Annotated in this window: 14 protein-coding genes and 1 rRNA gene; 11 read left to right on the forward strand and 4 right to left on the reverse strand. The window is 66.4% G+C overall.

What is annotated here, in order from left to right:
• Nucleotides 1–167: 167 nt before the first annotated feature.
• The 7 genes from rrf (at nucleotide 168) to ACFWVD_RS17700 (ending at nucleotide 10,396) form a co-directional block, all read left to right on the forward strand.
• Nucleotides 168–284, forward strand: a 5S ribosomal RNA gene (rrf, locus tag ACFWVD_RS17670).
• Between the two features lie 119 nt (nucleotides 285–403).
• Nucleotides 404–1,111 carry a hypothetical protein gene (locus tag ACFWVD_RS17675; protein WP_379243971.1) on the forward strand — a complete coding sequence of 236 codons (708 nt, stop codon included), beginning with the start codon at nucleotides 404–406 and terminating at the stop codon, nucleotides 1,109–1,111.
• A gap of 109 nt (nucleotides 1,112–1,220) precedes the next feature.
• Entirely contained in the window at nucleotides 1,221–2,771 is a 1,551-nt protein-coding gene (locus tag ACFWVD_RS17680) for a DUF2397 domain-containing protein (RefSeq protein WP_379243973.1), read from the forward strand.
• A complete protein-coding gene (locus ACFWVD_RS17685; RefSeq protein ID WP_379243975.1) occupies nucleotides 2,768–3,913 on the forward strand; it encodes a TIGR02678 family protein in 1,146 nt (381 codons plus the stop codon). Before ACFWVD_RS17680 ends, ACFWVD_RS17685 begins: the two co-directional genes overlap by 4 nt.
• Complete coding sequence (locus tag ACFWVD_RS17690) at nucleotides 3,906–8,120, forward strand: TIGR02680 family protein (protein WP_379243977.1); 4,215 nt, start codon at nucleotides 3,906–3,908, stop codon at nucleotides 8,118–8,120. The genes ACFWVD_RS17685 and ACFWVD_RS17690 overlap by 8 nt, the downstream gene beginning before the upstream one ends.
• Nucleotides 8,113–9,300, forward strand: coding sequence for a TIGR02679 domain-containing protein (locus ACFWVD_RS17695; RefSeq protein WP_379243979.1), 1,188 nt, complete (start codon nucleotides 8,113–8,115; stop codon nucleotides 9,298–9,300). Before ACFWVD_RS17690 ends, ACFWVD_RS17695 begins: the two co-directional genes overlap by 8 nt.
• Nucleotides 9,301–9,514: 214 nt before the next feature.
• Nucleotides 9,515–10,396: a hypothetical protein gene (locus ACFWVD_RS17700; RefSeq protein WP_379243981.1), complete on the forward strand. Its 882-nt coding sequence runs from the start codon at nucleotides 9,515–9,517 to the stop codon at nucleotides 10,394–10,396.
• Between the two features lie 73 nt (nucleotides 10,397–10,469).
• Here the strand turns inward: ACFWVD_RS17700 and ACFWVD_RS17705 are convergent, their stop codons facing one another.
• Nucleotides 10,470–12,059, reverse strand: coding sequence for a serine/threonine-protein kinase (locus ACFWVD_RS17705; protein WP_379243983.1), 1,590 nt, complete (start codon nucleotides 12,057–12,059; stop codon nucleotides 10,470–10,472).
• Nucleotides 12,060–12,220: 161 nt separating this feature from the next.
• Between ACFWVD_RS17705 and ACFWVD_RS17710 the strand changes: the two genes are divergently transcribed.
• A complete protein-coding gene (locus ACFWVD_RS17710) occupies nucleotides 12,221–13,174 on the forward strand; it encodes a thioredoxin family protein (RefSeq protein ID WP_379243985.1) in 954 nt (317 codons plus the stop codon).
• 7 nt (nucleotides 13,175–13,181) lie between these two features.
• Here the strand turns inward: ACFWVD_RS17710 and ACFWVD_RS17715 are convergent, their stop codons facing one another.
• Nucleotides 13,182–13,445 (reverse strand): MoaD/ThiS family protein, encoded by a 264-nt coding sequence (locus tag ACFWVD_RS17715; RefSeq protein ID WP_379243987.1) that lies wholly within the window; start codon nucleotides 13,443–13,445, stop codon nucleotides 13,182–13,184.
• 13 nt (nucleotides 13,446–13,458) lie between these two features.
• Nucleotides 13,459–14,556, reverse strand: a complete 1,098-nt coding sequence (locus tag ACFWVD_RS17720; RefSeq protein WP_379243989.1) for a WD40/YVTN/BNR-like repeat-containing protein — start codon at nucleotides 14,554–14,556, stop codon at nucleotides 13,459–13,461.
• A gap of 151 nt (nucleotides 14,557–14,707) precedes the next feature.
• Here ACFWVD_RS17720 and ACFWVD_RS17725 point away from each other — a divergent pair, with 151 nt between their 5' ends.
• From ACFWVD_RS17725 to ACFWVD_RS17735, 3 genes are all read left to right on the forward strand, one after another.
• On the forward strand, nucleotides 14,708–15,073 hold the full coding sequence (locus ACFWVD_RS17725; protein WP_379243990.1) for a hypothetical protein: 366 nt from the start codon (nucleotides 14,708–14,710) through the stop codon (nucleotides 15,071–15,073).
• Nucleotides 14,974–15,387, forward strand: a complete 414-nt coding sequence (locus ACFWVD_RS17730) for an ImmA/IrrE family metallo-endopeptidase (protein ID WP_379243992.1) — start codon at nucleotides 14,974–14,976, stop codon at nucleotides 15,385–15,387. The genes ACFWVD_RS17725 and ACFWVD_RS17730 overlap by 100 nt, the downstream gene beginning before the upstream one ends.
• Nucleotides 15,388–15,534: 147 nt before the next feature.
• Nucleotides 15,535–15,675, forward strand: coding sequence for a hypothetical protein (locus ACFWVD_RS17735; RefSeq protein ID WP_379243994.1), 141 nt, complete (start codon nucleotides 15,535–15,537; stop codon nucleotides 15,673–15,675).
• A gap of 94 nt (nucleotides 15,676–15,769) precedes the next feature.
• Here the strand turns inward: ACFWVD_RS17735 and ACFWVD_RS17740 are convergent, their stop codons facing one another.
• A complete protein-coding gene (locus ACFWVD_RS17740) occupies nucleotides 15,770–16,222 on the reverse strand; it encodes a hypothetical protein (protein WP_379243996.1) in 453 nt (150 codons plus the stop codon).
• Nucleotides 16,223–16,288 lie beyond the last annotated feature (66 nt).

Below are 16,288 nucleotides of genomic sequence, written 5' to 3' on the forward strand. Positions count from 1 at the left end.
ACTGGTGTAGGTGACTGGTACTAATAGGCCGAGGGCTTACAACGAAGATGTTACGCGTCCACTGTGCGGTTTCTGAAACAACAGACACTGCAGCAAACCTGATTGGTCAGGTCTCATGAGTTATGGGGCTTGATCGTATCGGGCAGCGCTGTCTAGTTTCATAGAGTTACGGTAGTTATAGCGGTGGGGAAACGCCCGGTCCCATTCCGAACCCGGAAGCTAAGGCCACCTGCGCCGATGGTACTGCACTCGACAGGGTGTGGGAGAGTAGGACACTGCCGGAACATCATTGCGAAAGGCCCCCAACCATTGGTTGGGGGCCTTTTTGCGTTGTCGGTCGAAATTGTACCCAGGATCGCCCAATTTCGGCTTGTCCCAGCCCGTCTGGCGCTAGCCTGTGCGTGTGAGTGAAGAACTCCCGCCCAATGAGGGCGAACCGAGGGCATATGTCCATGGTCGTGCCAGCTTCGACGCCCAGAATCGGAGTGCGCGAAACGAGTCTTACACGCGCCAAGTCAGATCCAGCACCAATTTCGGCGTGTGGCGGCGCGACGCCGAGGAGAGCCGCGAGGGAACAAAGGAGCATCGTCGCACCGTGAGATTGATGGTGGCAGGCGGCTTCCTCGTGGCAGGCGTGGTCGGAGCAGCCGTCGTCTTCATGGCACTTCAGCCCGATGCGAATGGAGATGTCTCCGTCGTGAGTAGTCCGTCGACATCGGTCGCCCAACCCGGTGCCGCAGCCGAGGTGACCGCTCCGGCTGCGACTACTGCGATGAAACCCACCACAAAGGCACCGATCTCAGCGCGGACGCCGACGGCGACACTTTCGCAACCGTGCCCCGCCGAGACGGTCTGCTGGTGGGGTATGCCCGACTTCAAAGACCTCCTACACTCGCTGCCCCACGGCGAAGTGCCGGCGATCGGTCCCGAGAACTGCCTGGAGTTGGGCGTTGCCAGTCTCGGTCCGCGGGGCGCCAGCTCCATCGTCAACGGCAGCAGCGTCCCGCAAACGTTCTGGGAAAACGGTGACTGCAGCGGCAAGTCGTTCGTCATGAAGCCGGGAGAACAACTCGCAAAGCTGCCGACGTTCCCGTCCTCCGTCAGCGGTTAGGCGCGATTGCTGGGTTTCGCCCTGTGCTGTTCGTGTTGGTCTCGACCGACCTGACGCAATACCAGGATCGGTCGCTGACCGGGCGGAATGGCTGTGTATCGTGGGCTCGATGACCGAACCGGCCGAGCTTTTCGAAACGACGGGCGTCGATGCCTGGGCGGCCTGGGTCCCCGGGCAGGACCTTGTGCCCGCCTATCTCGTTTCCCCGTTCGCCGCGCAGTATCGCGCCGTTGTCGAGGTGATGCTGGACGCGCAGGACACCAGCCTCACCGGGCTTTCCTACGACGAGGTCGCGGCCGCGTTGCGGGTGTGGCTGGGCGAGCGGGTCGACGCGGTCGTCGCCGACCGGCTGACCGACCCAGACGGGTTCGCGCTCGAAGCACGGCTGGAACGGTTGGTGCGCTGGGGTGTGCTGACCCGGTGGCAGGAACCTGCCCGGACCGGCGAGGATTTTCTGCGTCGCCGCGACCGCTACCAGCTCACCCCGATCGCGGCACGTCTGCATTCCTTCTGGAGTTCGGAGCTGGGGGCGGAGGAAGACGCGGCGGCCGACCTCACCCTCGCGCCGCGCGCCATCCGCGATCGTTTGTCGGCCTTCGCCGAGGCGATCGCCGACCGCAACTATCCCGCGGCGGCCTCGGAATTCCAGCAGATCATCACCTTGCATCACGGAATGGCGGTGGCGGCGCGGTCGTGGCAACGCAGTCTGGCCCACGCCTTGTCGGGCGGGCCGGATCCCGACAAGCAGGACGTGCTGTGGCGCACGCTGCAGTCCTATATCGGAATGTGGGGCGAACAGGTCGACATCCACACCCCGGCGGTGGCGGACCTGATCGCGGAGCTCGGCCCTCAACTGACGACGCCAGTGTGGCAAGCCTGTGTGCGGGGCGCGTTGGCCGAGGACGCCGCCGATGAGCTGGTGCAGCGTCAGCTGCAGCGGTGGGTGCATACCTGGAATGCGTTGCGGGAGTGGTTCGCTGGTGCGGATGGTCAGGCGCGCAGGCTGCGCAAGCAGTTGCGTGATCTGGTGGCACCGTGGGCGCGCAACATGCACATCCTGATGGACACCGGTGGTGCCCTGAGTCGACGCGGTGAACTGCTGACCTTGGCCCAGGCCATCGAGCAGGCACCCGACGACCGTACGGCTGTGCGGATGTGGGACACCGCGACCGGGGTGTTCGCCGCTCGGCATTTCCTGATCGCAGCCGAGGCGTCGGAGGACAACGCGTCCGCGTGGGCCGATGCCGCGCCTGCCCCGATCACCGCCCGGTTCCGCGAACATGGCCATCGCGCGGCGGTCGGTAAACGCCCGGCGGCGATCGACAACGCAGCGGGGCGATCGGCCGCGCGGCAGGCGAGAGCGGCGGCGCTGGCAGCGCAACGGCAGGCCGAGGCGACGCTGTCGGCGCGCTCGGGTACATCAATGGTTGATTGGGAACCGTTGTCGGAGCAAGAGTTCGGGTTCCTTCGAGACTTGCTGTCGGTTGCGCGCGGTGGTGCCGCGCGGTCGGCGGTCACCGAGGATGGCCGCTGGCAGGTCAACTTCACCTCACCCGACGATGAGTCGATGGCCACCTTGTACACCCCGGATGGTCGATTCATCACCCGCAACTGGCATTTCGAGCTGGCTTCGGCCGACAGCCGGCGGGCCGACCGGTGACCCCAACCCGCGACGAGGTCGACCGCAGACGCGCGTTCACCGCGCTACTGGCCAACCCGGTGCTCGACCGTAAACAAGATCGTGACCTGTTCGCCCTGGTCAATGACCGGCGCCACCGCTCAGAGTTGATGACCTGGTTCAGTCACCGCCTGGGCTACCGGCTCGTGGTCACCGACTCCGCCGCTCGACTGTTTCGGCTTCCCTTGGGGGACACCGTAATCGCGCCAGAGCGGGTCGATCCACCATCTCGGCGGACCCTGGTCCTCACGCTGCTAGCCGGCGCTGCCGCGGAGGACGCGGAGGACATCACGACCACTCAGGACCTGTCGGATCGGGTGCGGGTGCTGTCGAATCGCCCCGATGTCGGCGTCGCCGTCTACGAACCGGACCGCTTCGCCGAGCGCAAGCTGTTCGCGGCCGCGGTCGATCTGTTGGTCACGACGGGCGCGCTGGCCCCGGTCGGTGTCGGCGGCGAGTCCGGTGACGGCTGGGCTCGGCGTGCTGACCGGATCGGCCGCACCTACGAGGTTCGCCGAGAGATGTTGTTGCGCATGATCGATCCGGCATCGTTGGCCGCGGCGTTGGGGGAGCGCGGCCCGGTGGTGCACGAAGCCGCGGAACGGTTCGCGGTGATGCGTCGGCTGGTTGAGTTGCCGGTGTGCCTGTATCAGGATCTCACCGAACCAGAACGGGCGTATTTGATCCATCAGCGGTCCCGGATCGTGGGGTGGTGTGCGGAGATGACGGGGTGGACCGTGGAGCAGCGGTCCGAGGGCCTGGCGCTGATCGCCGCTGACGAGGGCGGTACCGACCTGCCGTTTCCCCGGTTGCGGGCCGTCGACTTCGCTGCTTTGCTGGTGTTGGACGAGCTATTCCGGTGCCAGGCGGACACCGGTACGGTCACCGAGACCGACGTGGCCGCCGCCGTGGCCGAGGTCGCGGTGCGTCACCCGAAGGCGATCACCGCGGAGATCAAGACCGATAGCCAACGCCGCGAACGAGTACTGGAGTTACTCGGGGCGCTCGACCTGATTCGGCCAAGTGGCGAGGGTCGCTGGCGGGTCATGCCGCCCGCGGCCCGTTTCCGTAATCCGCAGGTGCTGGCGGTCACCGCGCGCATCGAGGAAGGCAACAATGACTGAGCCGGTCACCGGATGGCACGACCAGGACGCTGCGCCGGAGTGGTTGCGGGCCGCGCAGACCGGTGGGTTGCCCGAACCCCGGCGGTCCCGCTGGCAGCCGCTGCGGGTGGGTATCGCCAACCTATGGGAGTACGACGACGCCGAATTCTGGTTTGCTGATGGACGTTTGGTGTTGCGCGGGGGTAACGGTGCTGGCAAGACGAAGGTGCTCGAACTGACGACCCTGCTGCTGTTGCGCGGCGAGATCTCCCCGTCGGTACTCGACCCGTTCGGCTCCCAGCATCGCACCATGCGATTCAACCTGTTGCCCACCGGTGAGGGCGACGATCCGCGCCCGGCCGCCGACGCGGGCCTGGGCTACGCCTGGGTGGAGTTCGGTCGGATCGATGAGGCAGGCGCGGCGCAGTACTTTGTCTGCGGACTGGGGGCCAGCGCTCGCGCCGGTTCCGGTTCGGTTCCGGTGACTACCTGGCATTTCGTGACCCGCCGTCGCCCCGGTCGAGATTTCAAGCTCCGTGTGGCCGGGCGCGCGATCGACGCCGCGACCTTGAAAAAGATCGACGGAATCTCCTTGCCGCCTAACGCGACTGCGTACCGGGCCCGACTGGCTGACGAGCTGTTCGGGCTCAGTAGCGAGTCTTATGACAACCTGACCGAACTGCTCAAGCAATTGCGCAAACCCAAGCTGGGTGAGCGACTGAATCCAGCTTCGCTGGCCGCCGCACTGCGAGACGCCTTGCCGCCATTGGCAACTCATGAGGTCGATCAGCTCGCCGACGGCTGGGAGCGGCTGGAGCAATTGCGGTTGGCAGTGCAGCGCGCCGAGGACGCCGCGACCGCGGTGGCGAGCTTCGTCAAGCGCGGCTGGCAGCCGTGGGCCCGTGCGGTGCTGCGGACCCGCGCCGACGAGATGGCCTCGGCCACTACGCGACTCGATGGCACGACCGCGGACAAGAAGGCCGCTGAGACGGCGCTGGTCAAGGCGGGGACCACCCTGCGGCGTGCGAACGACGAGCTGGACCAGACCAAGACCGACTATCGAACCACCGACACCGCGTTGCGGGAACTATTGGAGTCGCGGAGCTACCGCGACGCGGTCGCGATGAACACTCGCATCGAGGAACTACGCCGGTCGGCGGCGAGCACTCAGCAGTCAGCCGATGCCACCAAGCTCAGATATGACCGTGAGATGGCCGCGGTTGGCCGCGCCGCCGACAAATCCGCCGAATCCGAACAGAAGGCGGAGAATGCGCGTGGCGCCGTCGAGACCGCCGCACGTGAGGTGACGGGTGCCGCCGAACCAGCGGGCTTGGCTGAGGCCACTACCCGGCACCTGGTCGTGCGTGATGTCACTGCGCTTTCAGGTGAATATCGTTCGCGCACAGACCGTTTCGCCCATCTTCGCGAGTTGTTCGAGACCCAGCGAAGAGCGGATCTCACCGCCGAGCTTTCCGCGCAAAAGGTGGAGAGCGCGGCAGGGGTCGTCGACATGGCAGCAGCCGAGGGCGACACCGCGCTCGCCGAGGCTCGCACAGCGGCAAGCGCCCTCGACGACGAGGTGCGGGCCTGGTCGGCGGCCGCGCGCATCGCACCGTGTGACGACCACCAGTTGGCGAGGTATGGCGAGCTGATCGCGGAGATGACAGCCGTCGACGATGGCGTGCCCGCCCACCTGTCTGTCGTGGACGAATTGCGTGCCCACCTGAGGGGCCGCCGCCAGCTCGTGGCCGATCGCGAGCAGCGGCTGCGGATGGACCGCAAACCGGTCGCTGACCGCGCCGCCGAGGTCGAGTCCAACCTGACCGCGGCGCGCAACCGCACGGAGGAGCCGCCGCCCGCACCACAGCGCTGGTCGCGTCGTGGCCGTCCTGAACTGTCGGCGGGACTGGGCGCACCGCTGTGGCGGCTGGTGAATCCGGCCGAGCAGTGCTCCGGTGAGGTCCTCGCTCGGCTGGAAGCGGCGCTCGCCGCGTCCGGGCTGCTGGATGCCTGGGTCCGACCGGACGGGACCGTCGACTTCGGTGACTCCGAGCTCGGCATCGCGGTACAAGACGGAACCTCCACTGCGACAGTGACATTGGCCGCGGTGCTGGAACCGGTCGCAGCTGGTGGCGTCATGCCGGAGATGGTCGCGCGGGTACTCGACCGGTTCGGCTGGTGTGGGCCCGGAGCCGTCGAGCGCCCCGAGGGCGATGGGTTCGCCGCCAACGGTGCGTGGCGCATCGGTCCCTTGGGGGGCCGGGCGGAACCGGTCGGACCAGCGTCCTACCTGGGTGCCGCGGCGCAGGAAGCTCGGCGGTTGCGCCAGATCCGTGAGCTCGAGGCCGAACAAGCCGACCTCACTGCACGACTCGACGCGTTCGACGACGAGATCGGCACGACTACAGCGGCATTGGCTCAGGCCGCGACAGAGGAAGCGGCCTTGCCGGTGCGTGCTGAGCGGGCGTTGGCAGGCGCGGTAGTGCGCTGGGCCGACCGCTGCCGTGGTCTGGACCTGCGTCGTGCCGAGCTTGTCGAATTCGAACGAAAGCACAACGCGGACATACTTATTCGTGATCGAGCCCGCGCCGAATTCGCCGAATACGCGAGCGCGCACCGTTTCCGGCTGACCGATCTCGATGCCCAAGGCACTGCCCTCACCCACTTCGGCACTTGTCTCGAGCGCCTGGGTACCGCAGTTCAGACACTGGCCCTGCGGGAGGAGACGAGCGCCGAGAGTCGCGGCCAGCTCGAAGAGCGCAAAGCGGAGGCCGAGAACACCGCGGCGGAGCTGACCACCCTCACCGAAGACGCGCGCCAACTGCAGGTGCGGGTGCGCACTGCCGTCGCCGCGGTCGGCACCACCGAGCGCGAACAACTCGACCGCAAAACCGAATTCGAGCAGCGCCGCGAAGAGTTGGAGGTCGCCCGCGATCGCCTCGACACCGAAGTCGCCCACGCCCGCACCGCGGCCCAGATCGCCGAAACAACCCTGCACGCGCATGAACGCAACCGCGCCGAGGCTGAGCAGCGTCGCGACAACGCGATGACCGCACTGTGGCTGGCCGTCGACGACGGACTCGGCGCCGCCATCACCGGCGACCCCGCCGAACGTCGAAATGTCGCCTCGGCCAGGGAGTTCGCGGCCCTGGTACGCAGGGATGTCGCCGAGGGCAAAGACGCCCCCGATCCAGACCGGGCCTGGCGACAGTGCCTGCAGCACCTCGAGGAACTGCGCCAGCTACTGCTCCCACAGCAGGATGCCCGCGTCACCGACGAGGAGGAATTCACCCTGCCGCGGGTGCAGATCCACACCGGTGCCGCGACCGGTTTCCAGTCCCCGCCCGCCGCGGCCGATACCCTCGCCCAGCAAGTGCTCGACCAGCGCGCCGGCTACGACGCCGAACAACAGCAGGTGCTGGCCACCCTGCTCGGCTCGGCTTTCATCGAGCACCTCAAGGACCGACTCGACTACACGACGAGAACTTTCACCCGAATCAACGACCTGCTCGTCACCCGCCCGACTCGACAGGGCCACGCGGTGCGCGTGAACTGGGTGGCCGATCCCACCGACCCCGATGCGGCGGCTGTGGTCGACGCACTCGGGCGCGGCTACGGCCAACTCTCGTCCGACCGCCAGGTCATGGTGCGCGAATTCCTCACCCGCAGAATCGAAACCGCCCGCGCCGAAGCGGATTCCGACTCCGCCGCCGACTGGAAACAGCAGCTGACTAAAGCCCTGGACTATCGCAGTTGGCTCAAGATCACCCTGCAATACCGGCCGGGTGCCACCAACTCGTGGGCGGTGTTCGACGCGGCCCGCCACGGTGCCAAGTCCGGCGGCGAGAAGGTGGTGTTGCTCTCACAGCCGTTGTTCGCGGCCGCGGTGGTCGCCTACGACGCGGCCGCTGAGCACGCACCACGCTGGGTGTGGCTGGATGAGGCGATGAGCGGCGTCGATGGGCAGGTCAAGGCCCAGTTCATGGGATTGACCGTGGATTTCGAGCTTGACATCATGCTGACCGCGCACGACGAGTGGTGCACCTATCCGTCCGTGCCCGCGGTCGCGGTCTATGACCTCGCCAGGGAACGCCACCTGCCCGGCGTCGACGTCATGTCGTATTTGTGGTGCGGCGGCACGTTGCACCACATGGATGTCGACCGTCTCGGCGGCGACCCGTCCGAGCCCGCCGACCTGAGCGTCGGGCTGTTCGCCCTCGATGGCTGATCGCGAACCTCCCGACGGCCTGCGCGAGTGGGCCGCGCTGGCTGGGCCGCAGCGGGTTCTGCACGCGGTTCGCCGTCGGGTGCATCGTGGCGGTCAGCTCAGTAGCGGTCCGCTCAAGGTTGAGCTGTCCGCGGAACAACGACGTCAGGTCGCCCGGTTGCTCGGCACCAAGTGGGAGGTTTCGGGTCGCGCGGTCACTGTCACCGCGCTCGGTCAGGCCCTGTCCGAGCATGGGTTCGGCATCGCGGAGTTCGTGGAAATGCTCGACGGTGCGCCGCTGCCGGTGCGGCGCGAGGTCGCCGCCGCTGAACAGGCTATCGTCGCCGCCGAACAGCAGTTGGCGCTAACCACATTGCGCACGGCGGGGCTGAGCGAACCGATCGTTGAGGCTTGGCTGGCTTCGCCAGCGTCGCCCCGTGCAGGCACGGGGGCGTGCGCCGACCTTGCCGAACAGATCGCGCGGGTATGGCCGCTGCTGCCCTGGGCAGGTCAGGGCAAGCGGCTTGGTCAGGTGGCCGCGGAAGCGACGAACAATGCCCACGCACTGGACTACGACACCGAACTCGGGCGCGCGGTGGCCCGGCTCATCGCGGCCACCGCCGGTACGGCCCGACCCAACCGACCAGGACGGGAGTGGCGTGCGGCCTGGCTGTCGGCAGGTGTGCGGTGCGACACCGTGTCCTCACGGGTACTCACCCTGAACCTGCCCCTCGACATCACCGCGCGGGCCCGGCCTGGCGTCCCGGTATGGCTCACCCTGCGAGACATGCTGGGGCAGTGGAGGTTCGAGCCGATCCCGCGTCAGGTGTTCGTCTGCGAGAACCCGACCGTCGTCGAAGCCGCCGCCGACGAACTCGGCCCCGACTGCGCACCGTTGATCTGCACCGACGGCATTCCAGCGCTGGCCGCGATCGACCTGCTCACCGGCACCGCCGAAGCGGGTGTCGCCGTTCGTACCCGTGCCGACGTGGACCGGGCAGGTTTCGTGATCGTCAGCGCAGTGCGTTCGGCTGCCCCCGACGCCGAGTTGTGGCGATTCGACCCGGTCACCTACGCCGGACATTTCGGTGTCGCAGCACCCGAAGCGGCCACACTGCGCCAACTGTGGGAGCGGCACGGGCGCGATCTCCACGAGGAGGCCATCCTCGGTCTGCTGCTCGACGATCTTCGTTGCGGGTAGGAGTCGCTACTACAAAGCTCGATCGGACGGCCCAGCGCGGGCGGATTCTGGTTGGCTGCGGTCATGTCGTTGATGCATTTCCGGAGCAGTGCCGCATCGTGCGACGATCCTCAGTTCGCTTCCGTACGAGGAGATTTCATTCATGCAGCGATATCTGATGCCGATTGCGGTCGTGGCCGTTGTGTCTGGGGCAACCGGGTGTGGAAGTGCCGAGGTGCCCACAGCGGCCACCGCGTCGGCGACCAGCGTCGCGCCGACGTCCGGGCTCGGCACTCGCTTCGCGTTCACCGATGCGGCGAGCGGGGCACAGGTCGGCAGCATCACGTTCACTGACGTGGCGCTCGTACCCGCGGAGTGCGTGACCGACCCGGTTCCGGGGCGCGTCGCTTTGGCTGTTCGGGCCCAGATCGAGAGCACGGGTACCAGCCGATTGGCAACCCCTGACCAATGGCTGCTCAGTACCGTCGATCGTGCCGGGATTACACAGCGAACTGAATACGCCGTGCTCACCAACGCTTGCCTGGATACGTTCTCCTACAGCGCGTTTCCGAAGGCTGGCACCACCGTTGCGGGCTGGTCCGTGGTGCAAGCGCTACCTGAAATGGTTGCGCTGCAGTTTGTTCCGCTGGTCCAGGATGAAAGTGCCCCGATGGACGCGCCGCGTTTCGTCACCGCGGCACCGTCAAATGTGACGATTCCGCTCGCGGTCGCACCGGCACTCGCCACGATGACTCCTGCGCCATCGGCCGCTGCTTCGCCGACCCCCGTCACCACCACCCCGGAGTTCGTCCCCGAAAGCGCCACCCCAGCAGCAACTGCCACGGTGTCCGTACCGAAGAAGGCAACCCCCGCAGTCGGTGTCCCGTGCACGTTGCCCGGTGACGGCTACGCCACTGCCGAGGACGGCGGCACCCTCAGGTGCACCAAGGCAGGCGGGCCGACCGCGAAATGGGTGCAGTCTGTGCCGCTGCTCGGCACCCGCACCCCGGGCGCTGCCTGCGAGGTGGGTGCGGGCGTAGCGATGTCGCCCGGCGGTGCGGAAATGCTCTGCCTCGGTGATGGCCCGGACACCAATGTCTGGACCGTTCTGAATTGATGCTCGAATGCTCCCACGCTGATTGATCCGCTGGTCGGTGCGCGCCATCACGTCGGTGTCCGCGGTGGGATTGTCATCGGGGGATCTTGTCGACAACTGTGCCGTCGGCGTCGGCGGCGAGATAACCGCCGCCGTACTCGTCGGCGACGTAGACCAGCAAGGTCGGGCGGTCGTTGTTGAACGTCCAGGCCGGGTCGACGATGAGGTAGCGGGAGGTGGGGGCGGGGACGCCGAGGTCGCGTTCGGCGACGCGGAACAGTTCGGGGAGGGCGTCCCAGTTGAAGATGCCCAGCGCCACGGTGGGTTCGGACAGGTCGCCGCCGGGGCCGGTGCGGGTGGCTGCGCCGTCGCGGTAGGAGAACTCGTCGTACACGCTCGGGCGGGTCGGCACGGGGGCGCCGGTGGAGATGAAGGTCGGGTAGATGGTGGTTCTGGTGAACAGGGTTCCGCCGGCGGCTGATTCGAGTGCGGTCAGCGCGGTTCGCAGGTTTTTGGGATCGTGCAGATTCGCGACCTGGCCTGCCGAAGGTTTCGGGGTGAGTGGGCCCGCGGACGTCTGCACTGTGGTTTCGGAGGGCGGGGTTTCGGTGGCGGACACCGAACTATCCGGGCGAAGCAGCAGCACCACCGTCAGCGCGATGACGATGGCGGTCGCGCCCGCCGCGGCGAGGATGCCCCAGCGTCGGACCGGCGGTGCAGGCTTGCGGTGCTCAACCACACCCGTTGAACCGGCCGATTCCGGCCACGGTGTGGGGAACTGCTGTTGGCCCGATCCCGGCCACGACGTGGCGAATGTCTGTGGTGGCAGCGGATATTGGGGGTTCGACAGCGGTGGGCCGATTGTGGTCCGTTCAGCGACCTCGGCCAGCATCACGTCCAACTGCGCGGGATCGGGCCGCCGACTCGGATCCGCGACGAGCAACGCACCCAACACCCCCGACAGCGGACCCGCCCGCTGGGGAGTGGGCACCTGACCGCTGATCACGGCGGCCAGCGTCGCGACCGCGGAATCCCGCCGCATCGGCTGATGCCCCTCCACCGCGAAATACAGCACCAGACCCAGCGACCACAGATCCGACGCCGGATTCCCTTCGATCCCCTGCAGCCGTTCCGGCGCGACATAGTCCAGCGACCCGACCACGCTGCCCGTGGAAGTGAGGGCGGTCATCCCGGTGATGGCGGCGATGCCGAAGTCGGTCAAGACCGGCGAACCATCCTCGCGGACAATCACATTCGCGGGTTTCACGTCGCGATGCAGCACACCGGCCGCGTGCGCGGCCCGCAGCGCCCCCAGAATTCCCCGCCCCAGCGCGGCGACCTGCCGCGGCGGCAACGAACCGTCGGCCAGCACGTCCGACAGCGCTCGGCCGCGCACCAACTCCATCACGATCCACGGATGGTCGTACTGGTCGGAATCGACGATATGGTGCACCGCAACCACATTCGGATGTCCGATCCGCGCCAGCGCCCGCGCTTCACGCAACACCCGCTCACGATGGATGCCCGGATCAGTCCTGGACTCGTCGAGGTTGCGGACCTCCTTGAGCGCCACCTCACGATGCAAGGCCACGTCATAGGCCCGCCACACCGTGCCCATTCCGCCTTTACCCAGCGGTTCGATCAATTCGAAACGCTGGTCGATCACTGTACGACCCGAACTCACCGGCTGAGTCTATGGCTCCGATGGTGGGCGTGCTGTCGACCGCATCGCGTCGAGCGGTAGGGAATTGTTATGAAAAGGGTTGCGTGCGTGGGAATCACGTTCACGATCGAGCCGAGGCTGATAGTTTTGATCGACCGTTCGCGAGCACCTGGAGGGGTCCCATGGAGCGCGGTCACGAGTTCACTATCAACCTGCCCGGAGATGGCACTTACGTCGTCAAGTTGCTGGAAGGCGTCGAGATCGACGAGGTCGGCGGCGTGACCTCCGGTCTCTGGTCGGCGTTCGATCTGCATGCGCAAGGTGACAGCGAGGACGAGGTATACCAGGAACTGCTCGGCGAACTGCAGCAGCGGTTCGCCGGTGGTCCTGGCAGTCCCGAGTTCGAGCACGTCCGCGCCTACATCCACGAACACGGCTCCCGCCTGTCGGACGAGGAAGTAGCCGCTCTCGACCTGGCGAAGGTACGCGGAAACATGGTGCGGTGGCGCATCACCGATGACGAGCAATACATGGTCCGCCTCTGGCAGAACAGCGAACTACACCGTGAAGGCGATACCGTCACGGTGCGCGCGTTCGAGCTCGAAGGCAGCGGCGAACATCTGGGCCAGGCGGTGCAGGCACTGACCGCCGCGGTCTCGGACGCGACCGGCGAACACGACGCACCAGGTCCTCGCTTCGACGAGTTCACCAGTTGGGTACGCGCCAACGGCGAGCGGGTTTCCGCGGAAGTACTTGCCGAAGAAGCCGAGCAGCAGGCAGAGTACATCGCCGCCCGCGACAAACTTCCCGCCATCACCCCCGACGACATCGACGCGCAGAGTTCGACGGGCATCCCGCTGCTGGTCGATTTCTGGGCCGCGTGGTGCGGGCCGTGCCGCCAGGTCACGCCGGTCCTCGCGGACTTGGCACAGCAGTGGGCCGGACGGATCGCGATCCGAAAGATCGACGTCGATCAGTTCGACGGTATCTGGGAGCGGTTCGACTTCCGAGGCATCCCGGCGATGCTGATGTTCAAGGACGGCAAGGAGATTCACCGTGTGATCGGATTCGGCGGCAAACAGAGTCTGGTCGCCGAGCTCGAGCCGCATTTGGCATCGGTCGATGGGGACGATTGAGGCTCGATCACCCGCCGGCGACCGACGGAATGATCATCACCTCGGTGCCCGCGTGGACCGCGGTGTCCTGGCCGTCGAGCAGGCGACACTCGTCGCCGTCGATATAGAAGTTCACGTACCGGCGTAAGGCTCCGCGTTCGTCGCGGAGTCGGCGCTCCAATCCGGGCGATCGTTCGCGCAGCGTATCGAGGACCTGCTGCAGGGTCGCCCCGTCGATGTCGAGTTCTTTGGCGCCGTCGACGTAGGTGCGCAGCATCGAGGGCAAACACACGCGAGCCACCGCGTTATCCGATGACCGCGGCGCGCACGCACAGCACGTCGGGCAGCTTGTCGGCCACCAGCTGCCAGTGGTCGCCTTCGTCTGCGCTGCAATACACTTCGCCGTTGCGGGTGCCGAAGTAGATGCCGGTCGGGTCGGCGTCGTCGGTGCACATGGCGTCGCGCATGACCGCCGCCCAGAACGGGACCTTCGGGAGTCCGTCGGTGAGCTGCGCCCAAGTCTCGCCGCCGTCCTCGCTGCGATAGACCGCGCAAGTGGCGTCGGGCGGGAAGCGGAAGCGGTCCATGTCCGCCACCAGCGGGAACGTGTAGATCACGCCGGGCTTGCGCGGATGCGTGACGATCGGAAAGCCGAAGTTGGAGGGCGGTAACCCGGCGTCGATGGACTGCCAGCTCACGCCCGCGTCGGTACTGCGGAATACACCGCCATGGTTCTGCAGGTACATGGTGCTGGGCGTCTCGGCGTCCAGGGCAACCTTGTGCACACACTGCCCCCATTCCGGCAGCTCACCAGGCATGAAATCCGCGGTGACCCCCTTGTTCGTCGGCGTCCACGACTGCCCACCGTCGTCGGTCTGATACACCCCACCCGTCGACATCGCCACCGCCATCCGTTGCGTATCGACCGGATGCGGCAACACCGTATGCAAAGCCAACCCACCACCACCAGGCGCCCACTGCGTCCGATGCGGATGCTCCCACAACCCCCTGACCAGCTCGAACGTCCGCCCCTGATCGCCCGACCGGAACAACGCCGACGGCTCCACCCCCGCGTACACCACGTCCGGCTCGGCCTCGGTGGCCGGCGTAATCTGCCAAACCCCTTGCAGCGCAGCCCCGGTGTCCTCGGGAAACGCCAGCGGCGCGTCATCGGGCTCGCTCCACGTCTGCCCGAGATCATCACTGACCACCAACGTCGGCCCGAAATGACTGTTCAACACCCCCGCAAGCACCCGAGGCGTCCCCCGCCGAGTATCAATCGCCAACGCCTTCACGTCCGCCACCGGAAACTGCGGCGCCGACACCGTCCAACTCGCCCGCCCATCCCGACTACGAGCCAAAAACAAGCCCTTACGTGTCCCGATTCCGAGCAGCACATCCATCGCGAACCTCCGATTGGTCACCGCAACGCCGACATGCAGGAGACTACGCCGGGGCACCGACAACACGTGCCGGTTATCTGGTGCCGAGTCTGTGGTCCCCAGCCCCTGCGAAGATTAGCGTCGAAAATCGCTATTTCCAACGAGGAAGTCGATGAGCAGCACGCCCATTCATCCACGGCCACTGACCGATCTCGAGTCAGTTGTCCTCACTGAACTACTGTCCGTCGGCGGCGCGGGTGCCGACGAGTTCCGCGCGCAGATCCCCGATTCGGAAGTCGTCGCGACGTGGGGTGCCGGGTCGCCCAGCGTCGATCTGGCCGTGCGAGGGGGAGTGCAGGCGGTCACGTCCACCGATGGGATCTTCGCTAACGCAACGGTCACCGACAACAGCGGATCACCGATCGGCGAGCTCATCCTGTGGGTCGAGAACGGTTGGCTCAGTGCCATCGAGTATGGCTGGTATACCGACGAGCGTCCGCGCTGCCTACCGGAACCGGCTCGGATCACGGTTCACTAAAACCCCCCAATTGGTTTCGGAGCAATTGGTCGTTGGCGCACGAGCTCGCACATCTGGCTCTCGGGCATCACGCGGGCGACCATGTTCCCGGTGAGGCCGAAGAGCTTCCTGCCGACGAGTTCGCGGCGAACCTGCTGCTACCGGAAGAGCTTGTCAGACAGCATGACTGGCAGTCGATGGGCGAGCAGGAGCTCGCGCGGTTCCTCTGGGAGACCGGGGTCTCGACCGTGGTGGTGAAGAATCGTTTGGCCACGTTGAAAAAGTCGATACTCCGTCGCTATGAAGCGGTCAACTCCGGTTGCGGTTCGAGCTGACACTGGTGACTAGCTGGGCATTTCGAGCACCGACGGGGCGACATCCTCAGACAGCAGCAGTGCAATGCCGCCGATTCTCGCTGAGGCGCTACAACGTCGGGTCGAAGGCGGTGCCGTCTCGCCGAACACCTCGCCTGGGTGCTGGACGTGTCGGTCGACGAGATCGACTTCTCCGAACCGGACGACAGTGCTGCGCTGGCCCAGGCATACGAGCAAGCCTTCGAGCATCGGCCGTCTCATTCGGATCTGCAGGACTGGCTTGCGGCGAATGGCAAGTCTGCGCGGTGAATGCAACCGAGCTCTGCTGGTCCGCGATTACAGACCGCCGAGAGGCGACCCAACGTCAGGAATCGCCGATTCGAACGTCGTCGGTCCAACAGCGTCACAGCGGCTGCAAGTCGCTGCAGAGGTGGGTTTGGGCATCGGTGTCGAAATCGCGGTAGCCGTACCGTTGTTCCCCGTCTTCCTCGAACGGCTTCGGGTCCGCGGGCACCGGGGGTACCAGGCCGACGCAGAAGACGATGCGATCCGGGCGAGCGGGCATGGGGGCGAGCTCGCCGTTGTTGAGTGGCCCTTCGGGATGAATTGTGGTCAGGGGTAGCGCGACTGGGAACTGCTCAGTGAGAGTTGCGCCAGGTTCGACTCGGAGGAATGTTGCAACTGGGACCGGTCTCGCTCGTAGGACGGGGCAATCGACGACTCGGAAGAATCGTTTGCTGATCTCCACAACGCCGTCGCTTCGCGGGATGACGTAGTGCTGCGGTACTCCGTAACCGCCGTCGGGATCGGGGATGCGGGCGGCGACATAGAGGGGTTCGGATCGCCGGTTCGTCACGGTGTATCTGACGGTGATCCGTTTATCGGAGGTGGTGAATTCGGTGTCGAGGTCAACGTCTGGATG

Origin of the sequence: Nocardia sp. NPDC058666 (assembly GCF_042714895.1) — a bacterium.
Lineage (GTDB): Bacteria > Actinomycetota > Actinomycetes > Mycobacteriales > Mycobacteriaceae > Nocardia.